Source organism: Microvirga zambiensis WSM3693 (assembly GCF_016735695.1).
Taxonomy (GTDB): domain Bacteria; phylum Pseudomonadota; class Alphaproteobacteria; order Rhizobiales; family Beijerinckiaceae; genus Microvirga; species Microvirga zambiensis.
The window spans coordinates 1-21,830 of the sequence record NZ_JAERQD010000060.1 but is presented as its reverse complement, the minus strand read 5'-3'; the positions used below and the strand labels follow the sequence as shown (position 1 = coordinate 21,830).

Sequence of the window (21,830 nt, the reverse complement as noted above, 5' to 3'; positions counted from 1 at the left end):
ACGGAGCCCTGGGAAGTCGTTGCCCGAGCCAAAGCTGTCGGATGCCCGCTCGATCAGGTGACGAACAACCGAGTTCTGGGTCAGCTGCTCCGCGCGGGCGGAAAGATCCTTCCACATCAGGTATTTGGCGAAGGAGAAGGTTCCGAGAACGACGTCTCCCGTCACTTCGAACCCGGGAACGTCACGAACAGCGCGAAGCACTATCGACGCACCAGGAACAGCAGCGTCAGGTGGCTGATGCGGGCCCGAAAGTGTTGGACGATCGGATCAAGAAGCTCTCTCCCCGCGAGGCTGACGTCCTTCGTGGCATCATGAACCGGGAGCCGAACAAAGTCATTGCCCGTCAGTTCGATGTCACCGAGTCAACGGTCAAGGTTCACGTGAAGTCGATCCTGCGCAAGATCGGGGCGGCCAACCGGACCCAGGCCGCTATGTGGGCGTCGGATCGTATGACGCCTGTCCCTCGTGCGCATCTGGATTCTTGAAAGCGACCTGACTGCCAAGAGGCCCTTCACGCACATCTCCAGTCATGGCGCCGTGGCATTCATAGACGACTACTTGAGCCACGTGCACAAACCGGACACGAAACGCCCAGGTCGAGCATTGCCTCTGCCTCGACCAGGGCGTCCAGCGGAGGGTAAGAACTCCGCATCGGTTCGGGCTGATACGCAACGCGCCCGGTCGGATCATTCTGATCGACATCGGTAATCGGTCTATTTCTCAACGGGCCTTTCGCTCGGCACCTTCTACGACCGCTGGCATCGGCTCCTAACGTTCCTCGGGCACTGTGGTCGCGGGCTGGCCGGTGAGCTCGGAGAGGCCGATGGTATCGTGGCATTCGGTCATATCGGCGTTTTGCGCGCGAGATGTGATTACTCCGTTTATTCGGACCGGTTAGCGGTTTCCGCTGCGTTCAAGTTCTGGTTCCGCTCCGTGTGGGCCGGCTTATCTGGCGCAAGCAGGTGAATTGAGGCCGCAGCGACCAGGGCAAACAAGCTCCCGACAAACGGGATACTGAGCAGCGCAATGGCCGCTCCATAGGGCCAAAGCAGAATGCAGCTGGTCAGACCGCCGATCAACGCTACCGCAGGATAAACAAGCACAACGCTACTGACCCAATTAGGGAATCCATTGACCGGATAGCCTAGAGTGACGCCATCTGACAAGCCTTCTTGGCGCAGTGCTGCGGAGCAGGTAATGTCTTGTCCTGACTGTGTCAGGCCAAGAGCCGTCCCAGATCTGACTGGCTACACTTCTTGTTGCGGGTCGTCATTAGGATGTACGGTCCTGCCACCTTCTCCTTCCCCTTTTCGAGTGCAGTTTTAGCGGCCCGACGACTGTAACCCGGTCGAACGCTCCGCCCTTGTTTTGGCGAAGATACATGTACGTGCCATCGCAGTAGGGTTCGTCCGCCTCTCATTGGCCCACCACATCCGGAGCCGATCGCCTTGCCGCTGTCCGGTCCAGATCGCCAGATGGACTGCCAGCGAAATGTGCTCCGGAGCCGATCGATAGAACTTCTCTTCGTGGTCGCGATACCAGATCAAATGCTACCGCTTCGATTCGTACATACGGCCTCCCTTTTCGCGGGGGCCCCCAACAAGTCCATGGTCTTTACCTACAGAGCATATCCGGGCTAACACCGTCCACGCATCATTCCCTTGGCGATCTGATCGTTGGTAGAAGGCATCACGCCACTTTTTGAAGATGCCACGGGTGCGTTTGCTATTCTCCCGCTTGAATGCATACAAAGGAAGGGTGTCGAATTCCTTTTGGATACTGGCTATGTGCTTGTTGTAGTCTGACCTTGTCCGGTCGCTGAGGCGAGTGAATTCCTTCGAGCCGATGTACTCCGAAATACTAGACTGAAACAAAGAGCGCGGACTTTCGACTGGGTTATGGGCAGCGAGTGCTGCATCGTGCTCTTTTATGCATGCAAGGGTGTTAATCCCTAAGAATGTAATTTCATCCACTATTTGCATTTACGAAGCTTGGCGACTGCGGTCCTTTGTATGTGCTCTTCAGTATCGAAGAGTAATGTGCAGAAGGTAAAAAAATGGCTACGTACAACGGAAGTAATGGGGACGACACGCTCGCCGGAAATATCGACTACGATCAGTACAATCTAGGCGAGGGCAACAACAACGTTAAGGACCTCATTGGCAGCAACACGTTCAACGCTGGATCGGGTAACGATTCGGTGGAATCTGGCGGCGGCAACGACACTTTCAACCTCGGCGAGGGTCGCAATATCATCAAGGATTCGGGTGGCAACAACAACGTCAATACTGGCTCGGGCGCTGACGATATCACCACGGGCGATGGCGACGATCAGGTCAATGCCGGTGAAGGCGCTAACGTCATCAACGCGGGTGCTGGCACGAATCGGGTCAACACCGGCTCGGGCGCGGACCGCATCACGACTGGCAACGGCAACGACGAAATCAATGCCGGTGAAGGAAACAACTGGATCGACGCCGGTGCAGGCGCCAATCGGGTAACCGCTGGCTCTGGTAACGACAATATCACCACGGGCGACGGCAACGACGACATCTTTGCTGGGGAGGGTAGCAATACCATCAATGCGGGTGGCGGTATTAACCACATCTACACGGGTAGCGGTACGGACAAGATCACGGTCGGAGTCGGAGACCACCAGATTTACTCTGGTGGAGGCGCTGACGATATCAGCATCAGCGGCGGCAAGGCCCTTGTCTATGCGGGCGAAGGCAACGACATTGTTCGCGTTGTGGCTGACGGTGTCTATAAGGAGCTTTGGGGTGAAGGTGGCTCCGATATACTTGAACTCACTTTGACGGCGGCACAGGCCAAAGACCCTAGCGTTATCGCTGACATCAACGGATTCAAAGCCAATAAGGATTGGACCTACACCTTCAAGAGCCTCAACATCACGGCGCGCCAGTTCGAGAAAATCGTCATCAAAGCCCCAGTCGAGGGGGCGGATGACAGCGCAACCACGGACGAGGACCACTCGGTCGTCATCAATGTGCTGTCAAACGACGTCGACCTTCTGGCGGATGGCAAGGCACTGCACGTCGCGGGTGTCACACAACCGGCTGGCGGCTCTGTGTCGGTCAGCCCAGACGGCAAAACCGTCTCCTTCGATCCCGGCTCTGCGTTCCAGCACCTCACGCTGGCGAGTACACAGATGTCACGTTTACCTACACGGTAGCAGACGATCAGGGCTTCTCTGACGTTCAGACCGTCACGGTTCGCGTCTGCGGCCTGAACGACAATGCGTTGATCTCGGGTGACAAGGCTGGTGCGGTGACTGAGGATGGCGTTCAGAAAGCGGAAGGTACGCTGACCGTATCGGATGTCGATGACGGACAGAACGCCTTTGCAGTCGTTCCAGTCTCGGCCCTGCATGCCACCTACGGTGACTTCACTTTTGACTCTGCCAGCGGCCAATGGGCCTTCGTCATTGACAACACCAAGGCGCAGGAACTGACTTCTGCCGACCACATCAATCAGACGCTCACGGTTCAGTCGGTTGATGGCACCGCTTCGGAGACGATCACGGTGGCGGTCAGCGGCGCGGATGATGCGGCTCAGATTCGTGGGACCAAATCTGGCGTCGTGACGGAAGACACCAACCCTTCCGCGAGCGGCACCCTGACGGTCTCCGACAAGGACTCTGGCCAGAGCAGCTTCCAGCCGCAGACCACACATAACGATCTCGGGACCTTCCATCTCGATACGGATGGTTCTTGGAACTTCGTGCTGGACAACTCGGCGGCGGTTCAGGGGCTAACAGCCAATGACCATCTCCTCCGGGAGTTCACGGTTCAATCGGCTGACGGAACTACGGAAACGGTTTCTGTGACCATAAACGGGTCGAACGACCTTGCCTCTATCTCCGGGACCAGCACAGGATCGGTGACGGAGGATGCCAACCCGCAGCCTCAGGTGGTAACTGGTAAGCTGAACGTAACGGATGTCGATACCGGTGAGGCGTACCTCTTGGCGCAGGAACTGGATACCGACTATGGCCACTTCCATCTTGCGGCGGATGGTGCATGGTCATTCACGCTCAACAACGCGGCGGCACAGCCGCTGACGGCAAGTGATCATATCCTCCAGACGATGACGGCTCATTCGGCGGACGGTACTGCGACTGCCGTGAATGTGACCGTGAACGGCGTGGACGAGGTTCAGGCCGCAAACTTGATCGTGAACTTCGAAGACCGTCCGGACTATGACTCACCAATTCCGGACGGATACAACGGTTTCAACTGGCATGCTGCCAATTACAATTTGTATGAAACGGACGGGAAGCAGAACTATCCGAGCAGCGGGTATGCCAAGCTTGATCCTGATGGCAACGTGGCGTTCACGCCATTTGCGGCTGACCCCGTTGAAATTACCCGAACCAACGGATCGGACTTCGTCTTCGACAAAGTGGACATGATGGCCGCTTGGGCAACGTCGATGATCGTGAAGGTCACCGGCTATAACAACGGGGTCGTGGTCGGGTCGCAGAGCGTTGTCATTGACAACAAGAATGCAACCACTTTCGACCCATCTTGGGGTTCCATCGACCAGCTTGAATTCGATGTCACACAGGTCAGTGGCACGTATAACGGCAACGGATCAGGCAATCACCTCGCGCTCGACAACTTTTACTTCATCGTTTGATTTGAATGGTCAGTGTGATGCAAGAGGGGACGGGCAACTGTCCCCTTTTCGTTTATCACGAGGAAGTGAGAAGCGACTGACCCGCCATATCCTGATCCAGCTTCGCGCCTTTGTAGGCTTGGAACTAATGGTGACTAAGCAGCCTCAGGAACCAACTCCTGGGGGATGGTGTCTCAGCAACTCATGCGGATGGCAGGCTAGAGGCCAGGCATCTGACTTGAAGGCCATAGGCGACCACAGAGGGACGCCTCAGGGGCAGTAGTAGCCCTGTGCACGGTCGGAAATGCATCGCGCTCCATTGGGGAGGATGATCCCGCCTGTTCCATCGTGCGGGACATAGACCCCGGTGGAGATCGTGAATCCACCATTGGGATCGGCAGGCACAGTCGAGCCGTCCGGCAAGGTGAACCTGCCATCCCTGTAAGTGATATGCCGGGTATATCCTGGCGGAAGGCCCGCCGGGATCGGGGCCGGGGGCACGGGAGGTGCGGCCTGTGTCGACCCAAGGTTGGCCGGTGGTACGGGCTGGGAGGCCGGCTCACTGGACGAAACGCACCCTGACAGGACAAGGCCCATCAGTATGATTGCTGACACTCGCATCGAACTCCTCCGGCTTAGGCATCTGTGATCCACACGGCCAAAGCAGCCATAAGGGCGCGCTCAAATTATGAGCATGGGATAACACCAAATTGACTTAATTTCACAAACTCATGTCACTATGCAGTATTGCTCCAGCGATATTCATGCGAAATTGGCTGAGATGGTGAAAGAATGACGTACAATCTTGATTTCAAACTCGATAGTGGCTGGGACACTGGCTTTACCGGCTCAATTTCCTTAAGTAATCCCAACCCAAGTTCAATCAACGGTTGGACTATCGAGTTTGATGCCCCGTTCGAGATCACCAATCTCTGGAACGGGCAGATCGTGAGCCATGTCGGCAATCACTACATCATACGCAACGCTGCCTGGAATGGTGCGCTCGGCCCGAACGGCACGGTCTCATTCGGGTTCCAGGCCAGCTATATCGGATCATCGCCGCAGCCCACCGGCTACATTGTCAATGGCCAGGCAGTCGGCGAAACCCCTGCGCTTCCGACACTGGCGATCGCTGATGCCAGTCTCGCTGAGGGGAATTCAGGGTCCAAGGACGCCCTGATCGCTGTTTCCCTGTCCAAGGCCTCGACCGAGGCCGTCACCGTCAACTATGCCACAGCGAATGGCACGGCTCAGGCGGGCACGGACTATGCCGCGAAGTCCGGCACTCTGACCTTTGCTCCCGGCGAGACCAGCAAGACGATCGCTATTTCGGTCACCGGTGACACGGCCGTCGAGACCAACGAGTCCTTCGTCGTGAACCTGTCATCCCCGACGAAGGCAACCATCGCCGACGGACAAAGCACGATCACGATCACCAATGACGATGTCGCCGCACCCAGCGCGTCCGTGAGCGTCTCCGACGTCAGCATTGCAGAGGGACACAGCGGTACGTCGAACGCGACTTTCACGGTGACCCTTTCGGCCGCAGCCACCGCGCCCGTCACCGTATCCTATGCCACTGCCGACGGAACCGCCCTTGCAGGCTCTGACTACGCGACGAAGGCTGGCACTCTCACCTTCGCTCCAGGCGAAACCACGAAGACTGTGGCCGTGTCGGTCCTCGGCGACATGCTTTCGGAGCAGAACGAAACCTTCAAGTTTCATCTGTCCGGAGCAGCGGGAGCGACGATCGCCAAGGGGCAGGGGACAGCGACCATCGTCAATGATGATCAGGCGGCTCCCACGCCATCCATCACAGTGGCGGACATTTCTGTCCAGGAGGGCAACCCGGTTACCGTGCCTGGCACTGGAACCGGTGTCGGACAGGGCTTCTTCCACACGCAAGGCAATCAGATTGTAGATTCTTCTGGCACTGGGGTGAAGCTTGCCGGCGTGAACTGGTTTGGCATGGAGTCGAACCGCTATGCGCCGGACGGCCTGCAGGTGCGCAACTACAAGGAGATGATGCACCAGATGGCGGATCTGGGCTTCAACACCATCCGTCTGCCCTTCTCCGACCAACTGTTTGACGCCGGCAGCACGCCCAACGGCATCGACTTCGGCAAGAACCCGGACCTGGCCGGGCTTACCGGGCTGCAGATCATGGACAAGATCGTGGCCTATGCCGGCCAGATCGGCCTGAAGATCATCCTCGATCACCATCGCTCCAGCGCGGGAGCCGGCGCCAATGCCAACGGGCTGTGGTACGAGGGCGCTTACACCGAGCAGAAGTGGATCGCCAACTGGATGATGCTGGCGGGGCACTATGCCGGCAATCCGACCGTGATTGGGGCCGATCTGCACAACGAGCCGCACGGGCCGGCGACCTGGGGCGGCAACGCCGCGACCGACTGGGCTGCGGCGGCCGAGCGGGCCGGCAACGCCGTGCTGGCCGCCAACCCGAACTGGCTGATCTTTGTTGAGGGCATCGAGGCCTATAACAACCAGTATTACTGGTGGGGTGGCAACCTCATGGGCGTGAAGGACCGGCCGATCGTGCTCGATGTTCCCGGGCGGCTAGTCTACTCGGCCCATGATTATCCGAACTCGATCTATGGCCAGCCCTGGTTCAACGATCCGGCGTTTCCCAACAACCTGCCGTCGAAGTTCGACCAGATGTGGGGCTACATCTACAAGCAGAACATCGCCCCGGTGTATCTGGGCGAGTTCGGCAGCAAGCTTACGGACCCGAAGGATCAGGCCTGGCTCGACAAGATCACGGCCTATCTGTCGGGTGACTTCGATGCCAATGGCACCAGCGACATTGCCGCGAACAAGCAGGGCGTGCACTGGACCTGGTGGTCGTGGAACCCGAACTCCGGCGACACCGGTGGCATTCTGCAGGACGACTGGACCTCCGTCCACCAGAACAAAATCACCGAACTCCAGCCAATCATGTTCGATTTCGACGCCGGGGACGGGGGCTCGACGGTCGATAGCGTCACGAACGCGGTCTTCACGGTGGAGCTGTCCTCCACGTCCGCCACGCCGGTGACCGTCGCTTACAAGACCGTTGCAGGATCCGCGACCGACGGCGACTTCACGCCTGTTGCAGGAACGCTGACCTTCGCCCCCGGAGAAACGAAGAAGATTGTCACCGTGAAGGTGGCCGGCGACGCGCTTCAGGAAGCGAACGAGACGTTCCAACTCGCCCTGTCCAGCCCGACAGGAGCAACCCTGAGCAAGCCGTCGGCGGCCGCCACAATTGTCAACGATGACGGTGGAACCACGATACCTCCGACAACGCCTCCCACGGCTCCTCCGTCAGCGTCGACGCTCAAGGCCACAACGACCATTACCAATGACTGGGGAAGCGGGTTTACGGCGAATGTTACCGTGAAGAATACCGGCCCAACCGCCGTTGATACCTGGGCGCTCAAACTCAAATCTCCCGTCGACATCTCAAACATCTGGAATGCCACGATCGTAAGCCGCAGTGACGATACTTACCTGCTCAATGATGCAGGATGGAACCGCACTATCGCACCCGGTCAGGAAGTGACCTTCGGCTTTCAGGCCAGTCCCGGTCACCCGTCCTCCACATCATTCGACTGGATCCTGTGAGCATCATCACCGGAGTGAGGTCCTCTTGCGAGGAGTGTGAACCGATATGGAACCATGGGCTGAAAAGCCCGATCAATCTTTGGGGTTACTCTCCACAATCGCCCTCAATACAGCTCCGGCACGGGGTTCTCATACCGGTGCAGCCAGGATAAGCTTTTGATTGAGCCTGGTAGAGCGCTCGATCTTCCCTTCAACCCGTTCGAGCCCTCAATAAGCCCGAGAATGGATAATGGCTGTCCTTACGTTTAGCGCCAGCATGCCGGAGGGACTGCGACTGCAGGCGCTATTCTCGGCTATCGTGGACAACGCCGTCATTTATGGCATCGAGGCAGGCGCTGACACCGGGCGTTTTCAGGTCACCATCTTTAACTCACCCGTTGACGTCCTCTATCGAGGCAGCGACGTCGCTCCGGCGCAGGGTGAGGTGTCCTCCTTGCAATTCGGCCCCAGCAACGCCCCGTGGCTCACCTACAGCCATCCGAATGATGGTATTGCTTTCGTCTACGACAACCTCCTGAGCTTCCATGCTCGCGGTGCCATATCGGCGGCTGTTGTGATGGCCGCAGATGACCAGCTCATAGGCTCCTGGCGAGGCGATTATCTCGAGGGCTATGGCGGCGACGACTGGATCGATGGGGGGACAGGCGCGGATACGATGGATGGAGGTGCCGGCAACGACACCTTCATCGTCGATCACAAGGATGATCGAATCTTCGAAGCCAATGGTGGTGGCTATGATGTTATCTGGAGCAGCGCGAGCTTCTCGATGGCTCCTGATGCCGAGATCGAGGAGCTGCGAGCGGCGTCCGGAGCCTATTCACTTGCATTGGGCGGCAACGGGTTTCGCAACCTGATCGTCGCAACCTCGGGCAACGACGAGATCGACGGCAAAGGCGGCGTTGATACCCTGATCGGCGGGGCAGGGGACGATCTTTACATCGTCGATGACGGTCTCGATGTGGTGTTGGAGAATGACGCGCAGGGATACGATACAGTTATCGCTGAAGCCTCTTATAGCTTGGGCGACCACATCGAAGTCCTGAAAGCTGTGGGAGGCTTGTCTCCCATCAATCTCCACGGCAATGCGCTCGCGAACGAAATCGTGGGCAATCTGGGCGCGAACTGGATTGAGGGATTCGACGGCGATGACCGGCTCTATGGCGACGGAGGCAACGACACCGTCATCGGCGGCGCTGGACAGGATATGGTCTTCGGAGGGATGGGCCGTGACCACCTCGATGGGGGAGAGGGCAACGATACGCTCTACGGCGATATCGAGAACGACGTTCTGCGGGGTTCGTCCGGCGACGACAGCCTTTACGGAGGATCCGGCAACGACGCTCTCGCGGGAGGCGATGGCGACGACCAGCTATACGGCGACGTCGGAAATGACACCATCGATGGCGGAACCGGAAATGATTGTCTGTACGGCGGCACCGGTAAGAACAAGCTGATCGGCGGGAGCGGGCACGACACCCTTTATGGCAGCATGCACAGCGAGACCCTCCAAGGGGGTAACGACAACGACAGGCTTTATGGCGATGCCGGCAACGATTTTCTCGAAGGAGGTGCTGGCAGGGACACGCTATCCGGAGGCTGGGGCAAGGACGCCTTCATCTTCAGGAGCTCGCTCAGCGCCAAGGCCAATGTCGATACGATCTCGGACTTCAACGTTCAGGACGACACGATCCGGCTCGACAATCTTGTCTTCAAGAAATTAGGCAGGGCGGGGAGCCTCAATCCGGAATTTTTCAACGTCGGTAACAGGCCGCAGGATGGCAATGACTATCTGACCTACACCAAGAGCAAGGGCTATTTGACCTACGATGCCGACGGTTCAGGCAACGGGTTCAAGCCTGTTCTCTTTGCCAAGCTCAAAGCAGGCTTGAATCTCACCAGCAAAGATTTTTACATCATCTGAGTTGAACGACAGGAGCCCACTCGAAGGCTCTTAAGGGATTATATTCAAGCGAACAACCGTGGAATCCCTGGTCGGGACCAATCAAAAGAAGTATTGCTGCGCTGCGGCAAACCTCCATAGTAGTACTGCCTCTGACAGCCAAATAAGCCAATATGAGGAATAGTTTCGAGGCCTGAATCCAGCGTAGCTTAAGGCATCTCGCACATGCGAGATCCCAAGATCTCTGGAGGGGGCCAATGCTGCGATCGCTTTCGCATGGACTATGCTTGCTGACTTCGCTAATGGCCCTAGTTTTGGTGCTTCAGCCGGTGGGAACGGATACCCAGTGGTCGATTGCCCTGATGTGCCTGGCTGTTATGCTTGGAATCAAATTGTTGAACCTCCAGGGCTACTGGCGCCATCTTTTCTTCGCTTTAGGCGCTCTCCTGGTTCTTCGATACGTCTATTGGCGCACGACTGCGACCATTCCCAATACGAACAACCTTTTCGACTTTGTTCCGGGCGTTATGATCTACGGCGCGGAAATGTTCTGCGTGGTGATGCTGGCACTCAGCCTTTTCGTTATCTCTCGCCCCATCCAACGTCCCAGTGCTCCGAGATTGTCCGACAAGGAAGCTCCGACCGTCGATGTCTTCGTTCCGTCCTACAATGAGGACGCCGCGCTGCTGGCGCTGACCCTGTCGGCTGCAAAAGCCATGATCTATCCGGAGGACAAGCTGACGGTTTATCTGCTTGATGACGGTGGTACCGACCAGAAGGTTCAATCTCCCAATCCCGCGGTCGCCGAAGCGGCCGTGAAGCGCCGGGAGGAATTGCAGAAGCTCTGCGGTGAACTCGGCGTGCAGTATCTGACCCGTGCGCGCAACCTGCACGCCAAGGCGGGCAATCTCTCGAATGGTCTGCTTCACTCGAAGGGCGAACTCGTGGTGGTCTTCGATGCCGACCACGCACCGGCGCGGGACTTCCTGACCGAGACTGTTGGCTTCTTCGCACGCGACCCGAAGCTGTTTCTCGTGCAGACGCCGCATTTCTTCATCAATCCTGATCCCGTCGAGAAAAATCTTTCGACCTTCGAGCGCATGCCGTCCGAGAACGAGATGTTCTATGGCATGATCCAGAAGGGGCTCGACAAGTGGAACGCATCCTTCTTCTGCGGCTCTGCCGCTCTGCTGCGCCGCAGTGCGCTTGAGCAGGCGGGCGGCTTTGCCGGCACCTCGATCACTGAGGATTGCGAGACCGCTCTCGAGCTTCACGCGACCGGCTGGAACAGCCTCTACGTTGATAAGCCCCTGATTGCAGGGCTGCAGCCGGAGACGTTCTCCGCTTTCATCGGACAGCGCACCCGCTGGTGCACGGGCATGATGCAGATCTTCCTGATGAAGAACCCGATGCTGAAGCGGGGGCTCACCCTCGCCCAGCGCGCCTGCTACCTCTCAAGCGCCATGTTCTGGTTCTTCCCGATCCCGCGGATGGTCTTTCTATTCGCGCCTTTGCTGTTCATCTTCTTCAATCTGAAGGTCTACAACGCCACTGTGAGCGAGTTCGGCGCCTACACTTGCGCCTATCTGGCAGCAGCGATCCTGTTGCAGAGCTACGCCTACGGCCGCTTCCGCTGGCCGTGGGTGTCAGAGCTGTATGAGTATGTCCAGTCGGTCTATCTCCTCCCGGCGATCGTCAGCGTCTTGAAGAACCCAAGCCGTCCGACCTTCAACGTGACCGCAAAGGGGGAGGCCGCCGGCGAGGATCGACTCTCTGCTCTTGCCTGGCCCTACTTTGCCATCTTCGCGATCCTCCTCGCCGGTGCTTTCACCGTGCTCTACCGGCTGCAGTATGAGCCTGAAGCGACAGGCATTCTGATGATCGCCGGCATCTGGAACCTGTTCAACCTGTTCTTGGCAGGCCTTGCGCTCGGCGTCGTGTCCGAGCGCCGGGAGCGGCGTGGCACACACCGGGTACCGACGCAGGGGCGCGGCCAGTTTCACATCGACGGCGCCGCAGTGTCAGCCCAGATCCTCGATGTGTCTCAGGGTGGCATGCTCATCCGGGTCTCTGGAACCCATCCGTTGCGCATGCAGTCCCAGGCTGGCTTGGCCGTGACGTCGCCCGAAGTGCAAGTCGCTGGCTCCGTTCTACCCGTGAAGGTCGTCAACACTCGCTTCGAGCGGAACAGCCAGTTGGTGGCCTTGACTTTCCATGAACTGCAGGCGGCTCATTACAGCACCATCTCCGCCCTGATGTTCGGCGATCTGAGGCTGCTGCGGGAGGCTCGCATGGCTCGGCAGCGCACCAGGAGTATCCTGGCGGGCACAATCGAAGTCATGGCATGGGCGCTCGGCCACACCCTCCGGGGAATGAGCTTTGCCCTGTTCCGCCGCACGGCAGGGGCCGAGTCTCCGAATTCAGGTTCCTAGCAACGAAGCACTCGCACTTTCCCGTTTCTCCTCTTTCCAGGAGTATCCCATGCGCCCTTTTTTGGCTCTCGCTACCCTTCTCATGTCGCTTGCTGCAAGCCGGGCGGAAGCGGTGGAAGCTCCCCGCAGCCAAGCGGGGGGAGGCCTTGCCTCCCTCACAACGGCACTTCCAGAGTGGAGACGGCCTTTTGCGATGATCGGCGAGGACAGTCGACTCGTCGGTGAGGCTGCAAGCCGCGAGTTCCCCATCTTTCTGACAGCCGGCGAAGCCGCTCGCACGGCGAAGATCCAGCTGGCCTATCGCAACGCGATCTCGGTCATGCCGGAAACCTTCAGGCTGATCGTCCGGGTCAACGATGTCGTCGTCGGTGAAACGGCTGTTCAGAATTCCAATCAATCGGAAGTTCTGAGCCTCGGCGTCCCGTTGGGCGTTCTGCAGGCCGGCTTCAATTCGGTCCGGGTCAGTATTCGCCAAACCCACCGCGTCGACTGCTCCGTCAACTCCACCTATGAACTCTGGACGCAGTTGCTGCCTGAGCAGAGTGCTCTGCTCCTTGCAGGTGCTTCCGGAGAGATCCGCACGCCGCAGGAGCTGGCCGTTGTCAATCCGGGACGGGACGGCACGACCTCGATCCGAGTCAGACAGTTCGGCACGAGCGAGCCTTCCGACCTCGACCAGGCATCTCGCGCGGTCCAGGCAGCGGTGATGTTTGGGAACTTCATCCACCCGAGCGTGGAGCTGACGCCGGAATCGAAAAACGAAAGTGGGCTTGATCTAGTTGTGGGGACCACCTCGGACATCATGTCCGCAACCGGTCTGAAAGTTCCAGGTATCGGACCCCGCCATCGGGTTCAGCACAACATCCAGACCGGCAATGTCACGCTGCTCGTCACCGGCGAAACGGCGACCGAGGTCGACGCTGCCTTGGACGCTTTGTTGCAGCAGGCGCAACAGGCTGCGCCGCAGGGCGCGCCCGCCGGCATCCGGGCACTCAGAAATGCAAGTGGATGGAAGGCTGAGGGTGGCCAGACCATGACGCTTGCCGATCTCGGTCTCGAGACCGAACCGTTCCGCGGCCGGTTCTACCGGCAGACCATTCGGCTTCAGATGCCGGCGGACCTTCTGGCTGCCGATTACGACCGTGTCACTGTCTCGGCCGATGCGGTCTATGCATCGGGGCTTCTGCCGACGAGCAAGATGATCATCCGCGTCAACGGCACTGCCATCGCGGATGCGCCCATGGGGAACACGGCTGGCGCTATCCTCAGCAAGCGGTCCTTCTTTCTTCCCGTCAGTACATTCAAGCCCGGGCTGAACACGATCGACTTCGAGGCTGAGACGCGCACCAGCGCGGATGAAAAGTGCACCCTCGAGGCCCTTGTCGATAACCGCGAGCGCTTCCTGCTGTCAGGAACGGGCGAGGTAACCATCCCGTCCCTGGGGCGCGTGGGCGTAGTGCCCAACATTTCGTCCGTCATTCCCGGTGGCTTGTCGAAGTTGTCGAAGGCAGGTGACCTGACAGTGTTTGTTCCGAAGGGCCGCCAAGAGGCCATAGAGACAGCATTGACGGCTCTGGCAAAAATGGCAACCATCTCACGTCACGAGACCAAGGCGCGCTTTGCCTTTGATGTGGTCCCGTCCGGCACGTCCCACGTGCTCGCGCTCGGCGCCTATGACGACATGCCCGAGGCAATCCTGCGGGAGGCCGGTCTTGATCTGGACAAGCTGCGCAGGGCCTGGCGTCAGCCAGCATCGCGGATGCCGGAGTCGATGGCTGCGCAGCAGCGGGTTCAGGTCGCTTCCGTCGGGAACGCCATTCCACTCTCCACGAACAACCCGAGTGCGCAGACGAGCGTGGACAATACTGGCAGCCTTCCCGTTGTGTCCTCTCCAGTGGCGGCGCCTCAGCCATCCGGAATGCTGAAAGTCTTTGACAGTGAAGGCTCTAACTGGCTGCACCACTACGTTCAGTCCGCGAAGGAAGCCATTTCCAAACTCATGTCCGGAACTATCAACCATGCGAGTCTTCGCGATGTGGGAAAGCGAGCTGACTTGCCGCTGAGCGAGGCAAGCACGCTGATCGTGGCACAGGGAGCGAAAACCGACGGAGTTTCAGGAAGCTGGCAAACCAGGCTGCTGCCGAATGTCACCTCTATGACAGTGTTTGTGGCGCCCAGCCCGGAACACCTGTCCCATGCCGTTACGGAGGTGCTGTCCGGATCGCTCTGGCAGCAATTCGTCGGCGATGCAGCGGTCTACAATGCTAAGGACGGTTCCATCAGCACCCGGGTGTCCGAGCAGATCCTCCTCGTGCCGACCGAGTCTTTGAGCCTTAAGAATATCCGTCTGATCGCCGCGGGCTGGTTGTCGCACAACGTTCTGGCCTACCTCGCGGTTCTGCTCGGCCTGTTCATCGTGATGACAGCCTTCATGCAATGGGCGCTTCGCTCCTCGGGGGTGCGAGAGTCATGATGGCAAGACAGATGGGAATGGTGCTTGTGATGTTGATCTCAGGGGCCGTTCTCCCTTTGTGTGCGGCAGCTGCGAGCTTGGGGGCAGAAACGACCCAGGCCGCAGGTGACCTTGCAGCCAACTGGCTGGAAACAGCCTGGGGCACCTACAAGAAGCGTTTCGTTCGGGCTGGGCGCGTGATTGATGACGTCAATCGCATCAGTCACAGCGAAGGGCAAGGTTATGCCATGCTGATCGCCGTCAAAGCCGGAGATCGCGCCGCCTTCGACGAAATCTGGCAATGGACAAAGCGCGAGCTCTATGTCGACCCAAGCGGGCTTGCGGCCTGGAAGTGGGATGACAGTACTGCGTCAAAAGTGACCGATAAGAACAACGCCTCCGATGGAGACATTCTCATCGCCTGGGCTTTGGCGGAGGCAGCGGAGCGTTGGGGGAGCATGAAGTACCGCGAAGCGGCTCGCGACATCATTCGCGCCGTTAGCAAGGAGAATATCGCGTCGAGTCCCATGGGAACCATCCTGATGCCGGGACGGATCGGCTTCTCACCCGAAAGTCATCCCGACGGTCAGGTCCTCAATCTGTCCTATTGGGTGTTCCCGGCGTTCGAGCGGTTCAAGACGCTGGATTCGGAAACCGATTGGGCGGCCGTTCAGGCGACTGGATTGAAGTTGCTTCGTGAGAGCCGTTTCGGACCCCTTCGGCTCCCGGCTGATTGGATCGCCATCGGTTCCGGCCAGCCGGCTCCCGCGAGGGCCTTTCCAGCAAAGTTCAGCTACAACGCGATCCGCATTCCCCTCTATCTCGCTTGGGCTCAGCTGAACCAACCCGATCTCCTCCGCCCCTTTGTCGGGCTCTGGAACAGCGAGCTCAATCTCGGGCCCTTCGAGGTCGATCTCTCGTCGGGCAGCGCGCAGCAGACATTGGGCGGCACCGGGTTCAAGGCGGTCATCGCCGCCGCGAAATGCGCGCTGCACAAGCAGAAGCTGCACGTTTCACTGCGCAAGGTCGAATCCGACGCCTACTACGCCACAACCCTCCACATTCTTGCGCTGTTGGCCCTTCAGGAAAGGTACCCGGAATGTCTATGAAATCGATGTCCCTTGTCCTCGGCTGCATCAGCACCACGGTTCTGAGCGCAGTCACCGCACATGCGGCTGATGGATCGGGGCTGCGTCCCGGTCTGCTCCTGAGCCAACTCGACAGTGCCGCGGTCAGCGCACCATTCGATCTCAAGGCTCCTCCACCGAGCAATGCCGGCAGCAAGCCGGCGCCGACAGGCGGTCCTTTGCTGATGAGCACGGACCGACAAGCTGCATCTCCAATCGCGCAGACGGCAGCGCGGCCCGTGCGTGAGGCCAATACCAAGGTCGATGAAAGTGCCCTGCGCTTCTATGCCTCTCAGAATGACTCGGCTCGTGTGGCCATGGAGATCAAGCGCATCAAGGTGCTGAACCCATCTTGGGAGCCCCCATCCGACTTGTTTGATGAGGCTGGCGATCCGGCTGTGGAGCAGAAGTTATGGGATCTGTTTGGTGAGGGTCGCTATGACGAGATCAGGGTTGCCGTCGAGAACATCCGGAAGGCTGATCCGAACTGGCGTCCGCCAGAAAAGCTCGTGCGGGAATTCGACAAGGCTCATGTCCGCGCGCAGCTGATTGCAGCCTCCGATGCCAAGGACGCTCATGGCGTTCTCGCGATTGCTGAATCTCAGCCTGACATGCTGGTCTGCGCCGATGTCGATTCCATGTGGAGAGTGGCGGAGGCTCTCATTCAGATGAGCCAGGAGGACAAGGCTCAGGAGCTTTATAAATACATTCTCACGCGCTGTCCCAATCCAGACGAGCGCCTCGCGACCATTCAGAAAGCAATGGATTTGCTGCCAGCGCAGGCCGTCAAGGCTCTTATGGCCGCAGCCCGCTACCGAAGCGACAATGGGAGCGCCCTGGAGACCGTGCAGCTGGATCTTATGCGGCGGCAAATTGGAGCCGTCGCATCCGACGCTTCGGCCCCTCCCGTGCCTCCGGCCGATCTGAAGCCCTTTGAGGCGTTGGTCAAGCAAAAGAAGACTTCGAACGATGCAGTCCTGTTGGGATGGCATTACTATGCCCTGAAATCCTGGCCAGCAGCCTCGGAATGGTTCAAGCTCGCCATGGATTGGGACAAGTTGCCAAAGGCAGCGGAGGGCTATTCGCTCGCGCTGCGCCAACAAGGCCAACTCGTAGAGGCGGAGGCGATCGCCTTCGAATGGCGCAATACTTCCCCGTTGATTGTCAAGCTCTTCGTCGAGATCGTGGCAACCGCTATCACGCAGGCGAATCCCACGTCTCTGGAGGAGGCGCGCTTGGCACGGATGGAGGATGTCGTTTCAACCACGAAGTCCGTGAACGGCAGCCAAGCTCTCGGCTGGTACCATTACAACAAAGGCAACTTTCCCAAGGCGCGTCAGTGGTTTGCAGCGTCAGTCAGCTGGGACGCTACTGAGACGAATGCTCTTGGGCTGGCTTTGGCGGCCCACCGTACTGGCGATAGAGCTCTGTTTCAGAAAACGATTGCTGATTACGGCAAGCAATATGCCGCCGTTGCGGCCCTTATGACCTATGACAAGCCTCCAGCGACGCCCGGTAAGGGCAGCAGGATCGCTCGGCGCGGCGCAGGCGGAGGCGGAGGCGGCTCGCCGCAGGCTGGCCAGTTGGCCAACGCGGCCGTCGAGCAGTTCAAGAATGGTCAGTATCGGGAAGCCCTGGCGACGCTTGACAAACGTTCGGGGGTTGCACGGGAGGACCATGGCCTGGGCGTTCTGCGCGGATGGGCACTCTATCATCTGAATCAGTACGACAAGGCTCGTGAGAAGTTCGTCGAGTTGGATAAAAAGCAATCCACACGCGATACCCAGTATGGCGTGTATTATGCGGGAGCCAAGTTGGATCCTCTTCATCGGGGCGACTGATGAACGCCATCAAGCTATCCTGCTCGGGGGGTGATACGTCACCGAGGCGTGAAACGCGATCTAGGTGACTTGCTATTCGACAACGGGCCTGATCAACGCCGGCGAAGGCAACTAGCATCCAATGAGGGCTATGTTGAAAGGAGAGGGAGCCGTGATTCTTCGGCACCTCTCAGTCATTGAGCTGTGTACGTGATCTCAAGGCGGTTTGTCAGTGAAACTAACGATGCCGGTGGCCAAGGGTGAAATTGGATAATTTCTATGAGCGTTGAATAGCTCTCACGACGCATTGCCTTGGCCGTGGAACGCCACGGTTATTCCCGCAGGAGCTCCCTATCGGCTTGTGCGGAGCAATCTCATCCAACGCCGGTTTGGAGCCTACTTTGATGACAGGCTATCTAAGTACGCAAGGCAATCAGATTGTAGATTCTTCTGGCACTGGGGTGTTGCTTGCCGGCGTGAACTGGTTTGGCATGGAGTCGAACCGCTATGCGCCGGACGGCCTGCAGGTGCGCAACTACAAGGAGATGATGCACCAGATGGCGGATCTGGGCTTCAACACCATCCGTCTGCCCTTCTCCGACCAACTGTTTGACGCCGGCAGCACGCCCAACGGCATCGACTTCGGCAAGAACCCGGACCTGGCCGGGCTTACCGGGCTGCAGATCATGGACAAGATCGTCGCCTATGCCGGGCAGATCGGCCTGAAGATCATCCTCGATCACCATCGCTCCAGCGCCGGGGCCGGCGCCAATGCCAACGGGCTGTGGTACGAGGGCGCTTACACCGAGCAGAAGTGGATCGCCAACTGGACGATGCTGGCGGGGCACTATGCCGACAATCCGACGGTGATCGGGGCCGATTTGCACAACGAGCCGCACGGGCCGGCGACCTGGGGTGGCAACGCCGCGACCGACTGGGCCGCGGCGGCCGAGCGGGCCGGCAATGCCGTGCTGGCCGCCAATCCGAACTGGCTGATCTTTGTTGAGGGCATCGAGGTCTACAACAACCAGTACTACTGGTGGGGTGGCAACCTCATGGGCGTGAAGGACCGGCCGATCGTGCTCGACGTCCCCGGGCGGTTGGTCTACTCGGCCCACGATTATCCGAACTCGATCTACGCCCAGCCCTGGTTCAACGATCCGGCGTTTCCCAACAACCTGCCGTCGAAGTTCGACCAGATGTGGGGCTACATCTACAAGCAGAACATCGCCCCGGTGTATCTGGGCGAGTTCGGCAGCAAGCTCACGGATCCGAAGGATCTGGCCTGGCTCGACAAGATCACGGCCTATCTGTCGGGTGACTTCGATGCCAATGGCACCAGCGACATTGCCGCGAACAAGCAGGGCGTCCATTGGACCTGGTGGTCGTGGAACCCGAACTCCGGCGACACCGGTGGCATCCTGCAGGACGACTGGACCTCCGTCCACCAGAACAAAATTACCGAACTCCAGCCAATCATGTGGCCCGGCCACTTTCCTCTGGTTTTCCTTGGCTCCGGTAATGCTGACCAGCTTTATGCTGGCGAGCGAGCCAGCATCCTCAGCGGGCTTCAAGGCGATGACTTTCTGCACGGAGGGGCGAGCGACGACACGTTGCAGGGCGGTTCCGGCAACGATGTCCTCAACGGTGGCGATGGCACAGACACGGCAGTATTCACTGGCAGGAGAGCCGACTATACAATCCGGGCGCGCAATGGCGGTGAGTTCCAGGTCACGGACCACCGTCCGAATGGCGACGGCATCGATGTCGTTACAGACATCGAGCAGCTTCAGTTTGCAGACGGTGTTATCCAGCTGACGCAAGCCTCGGTCATACTGGCCAATCCCATTGCCGACCAGATCAGTCTGGAAGACCAGATTTGGTCCTACCAAGTCCCAGCAAATACGTTTGTGGCCGGTCCCGGCGTTTCCTATGCAGCGGCTCTCAGCAACGGCGCACCTCTTCCGAACTGGATTGCATTCAATCCCTTCAAGCAATCATTTTCTGCGCAGCCACCTCGGGACTATTGGGGCTCACTGGGGCTGACTGTCATTGCCGCGGCGGGAGGTAAGACAGCCGCGGATTCATTCATTTTGACGTTTGCTGCCGTCAACGATGCTCCGGATCACCTGTCGCTTTCAAGTGCGGTTGTCGTTGAAAACAGTACGTTGGGCACCGCAATTGGAAGTTTGTCCGCATCCGACGTTGACGACGCGTCGCTGCACTATTCACTTCTCAACGATGCGGGCGGACGGTTTGCCATCAGCGGTGGAGAACTGGTCGTCGCCAATCGGACGAAGCTCGATTATGAACAGGCGACCTCCTACCAAGTCGTTATTCGGGCGAGTGACGATGCAGGTTTGTCGGTCGATAAACCCTTCTCCATCAGCATCGAGGATGTCATAGGAGAGCGGGTCATCGGTACTGCGGAAGCTGACCTCATCAAAGGGAACCTCGGCAATGACAGGCTCTTCGGTGGAGGAGGCAACGACAGCCTCTATGGAGGCTCCGGAAACGACATTCTTCGGGGTGATAGCGGCCGAGATACATTCGTCTTTGATACCAGGCTGGATAATAGCAAGAACTTCGATCGAATCCTGGATTTCAACGCCAAGGATGACAGCTTCTGGCTCGACAATAAGGTGTTCACCAAGCTTGGAGCGGGTAGCTCGGCCAAGCCAGGGAAGCTCAAGGCTGATATGTTTTTCAAGGGTAAGAGCGCGCAGGACAAGGACGATCGCATCATCTACGACACCAAACTGGGCATCCTCTACTACGACCCGGACGGTATCGGTGCTAAGGCACCGGTGAAATTCGCTACTTTGGCGAAAAACCTCAAGATGACGTATCACGACTTCTTCGTTATCTGATGTTTCAGGCCTTCGCACGTCGAACGTCAAAGGAATCGAGGTGGTCATCGTTATGATGGAGATGGGCTCTTTCGATGACGATGTGGCGTTATCGCCACTGCTTGGTTCCGAGAGCCAATTGGCCACGAGCAATCATCGCCCATAGAGCTCGCCATTTCGTCAACGGCAGCGCCAGTCGCGTCACCGCGCTGCTGCGAGACGGGGAAGCGCATCCAGACCACGCCCGAGCACCACGATCATGCGCTTGACTTCGCCCTTCAGGTAAGCCTGCAGAAATCGATCATGGTCCTTGATCGACACGCAGCCGTTCGAGTCTCCATTCGGTCCGAGCATGAAGGGGTGAGTCAAAATCCCGGCTCGCCCGAAAATAGCAGCGGAGCCGCCAATCGGCTTCATTCGAAGCGCCCGAACGCCGTGGAAGAGGGTCTCACGCTCACTGAGGACGTAAGTTCCAGGAGGTGTCGCGCCTTTCATCCGCACATGGACAAAGCGTGGGTCGTCCATCATGTCGCCAAGACCGGAGTGTGCCTCCAGCTTTTCGCCGCTTGGCATGACGACAACCTTTGCGCTGATGTCATAAATTGCTGTGGTCGCGTCAACCTTCAAGTTTGGGTATAGGCTCAGGCTGGCGTCTGGTGCGATGCTGCCGGTGGTGTTCCCGAGCGACGCATTCCTGAGATCGCTATCGGTCGGAGAGACTGGCGTTGCACCGAACAGCTTCTCGATAAGGGATCGTTTGTCTGCGGGCAGACTTGCAACAGCAGTATTCTCCACCAGTGCCGAGACAGAGGCGACTGATCTCTGGACCTTTGGCTGCGCCTCGACAGTTTGCAGGTCCGGAGGGCGAGGTACGGGGAGAGGCACTGGGTCCGGGGTCACTTCAGACGCCTTTACTGATCCGGCTTGGGTGAACTTGAACTATGCGGCATAGCGGAATGACGGATGCCCAAAGTAGCTGCGGATTCGG

At 58.6% G+C, this 21,830-nt stretch carries 10 protein-coding genes and 1 pseudogene; 10 read left to right on the top strand and 1 reads right to left on the bottom strand.

Annotated elements, in window-relative coordinates:
- The first annotated feature begins 230 nt into the window (after positions 1–230).
- The 10 genes and pseudogenes from JKL46_RS36680 to JKL46_RS35235 all read left to right on the top strand — a co-directional run bounded on the left by JKL46_RS36680 (position 231) and on the right by JKL46_RS35235 (position 20,863).
- Positions 231–485, top strand: a complete 255-nt coding sequence (locus JKL46_RS36680) for a LuxR C-terminal-related transcriptional regulator (RefSeq protein WP_343074138.1) — start codon at positions 231–233, stop codon at positions 483–485.
- Between the two features lie 1,571 nt (positions 486–2,056).
- A complete protein-coding gene (locus tag JKL46_RS28245) occupies positions 2,057–3,193 on the top strand; it encodes an Ig-like domain-containing protein (protein WP_201839789.1) in 1,137 nt (378 codons plus the stop codon).
- Positions 3,194–3,210: 17 nt separating this feature from the next.
- A pseudogene (locus JKL46_RS28240) lies at positions 3,211–4,659 on the top strand (VCBS domain-containing protein); the annotation flags it as partial.
- Positions 4,660–5,430: 771 nt separating this feature from the next.
- A complete protein-coding gene (locus JKL46_RS28235) occupies positions 5,431–8,262 on the top strand; it encodes a Calx-beta domain-containing protein (RefSeq protein WP_201839782.1) in 2,832 nt (943 codons plus the stop codon).
- Positions 8,263–8,491: 229 nt separating this feature from the next.
- Entirely contained in the window at positions 8,492–10,183 is a 1,692-nt protein-coding gene (locus JKL46_RS28230; protein WP_201839779.1) for a calcium-binding protein, read from the top strand.
- A 236-nt stretch (positions 10,184–10,419) separates the two neighbouring features.
- A complete protein-coding gene (gene bcsA / locus JKL46_RS28225) occupies positions 10,420–12,594 on the top strand; it encodes a UDP-forming cellulose synthase catalytic subunit (RefSeq protein ID WP_201839776.1) in 2,175 nt (724 codons plus the stop codon).
- A gap of 49 nt (positions 12,595–12,643) precedes the next feature.
- Positions 12,644–15,067, top strand: a complete 2,424-nt coding sequence (locus JKL46_RS28220) for a cellulose biosynthesis cyclic di-GMP-binding regulatory protein BcsB (protein ID WP_201839771.1) — start codon at positions 12,644–12,646, stop codon at positions 15,065–15,067.
- A 77-nt stretch (positions 15,068–15,144) separates the two neighbouring features.
- Positions 15,145–16,155 (top strand): family 8 glycosyl hydrolase, encoded by a 1,011-nt coding sequence (locus tag JKL46_RS28215; protein WP_201839767.1) that lies wholly within the window; start codon positions 15,145–15,147, stop codon positions 16,153–16,155.
- Positions 16,156–16,490: 335 nt separating this feature from the next.
- Positions 16,491–18,014, top strand: a complete 1,524-nt coding sequence (locus JKL46_RS28210) for a hypothetical protein (RefSeq protein ID WP_201839764.1) — start codon at positions 16,491–16,493, stop codon at positions 18,012–18,014.
- Between the two features lie 383 nt (positions 18,015–18,397).
- Entirely contained in the window at positions 18,398–20,863 is a 2,466-nt protein-coding gene (locus JKL46_RS35235) for a cellulase family glycosylhydrolase (protein ID WP_210381497.1), read from the top strand.
- 180 nt (positions 20,864–21,043) lie between these two features.
- Here JKL46_RS35235 and JKL46_RS36675 read toward each other — a convergent pair whose 3' ends face one another.
- Positions 21,044–21,637 (bottom strand): DUF2778 domain-containing protein, encoded by a 594-nt coding sequence (locus JKL46_RS36675; protein ID WP_343074137.1) that lies wholly within the window; start codon positions 21,635–21,637, stop codon positions 21,044–21,046.
- Positions 21,638–21,830: the final 193 nt, after the last annotated feature.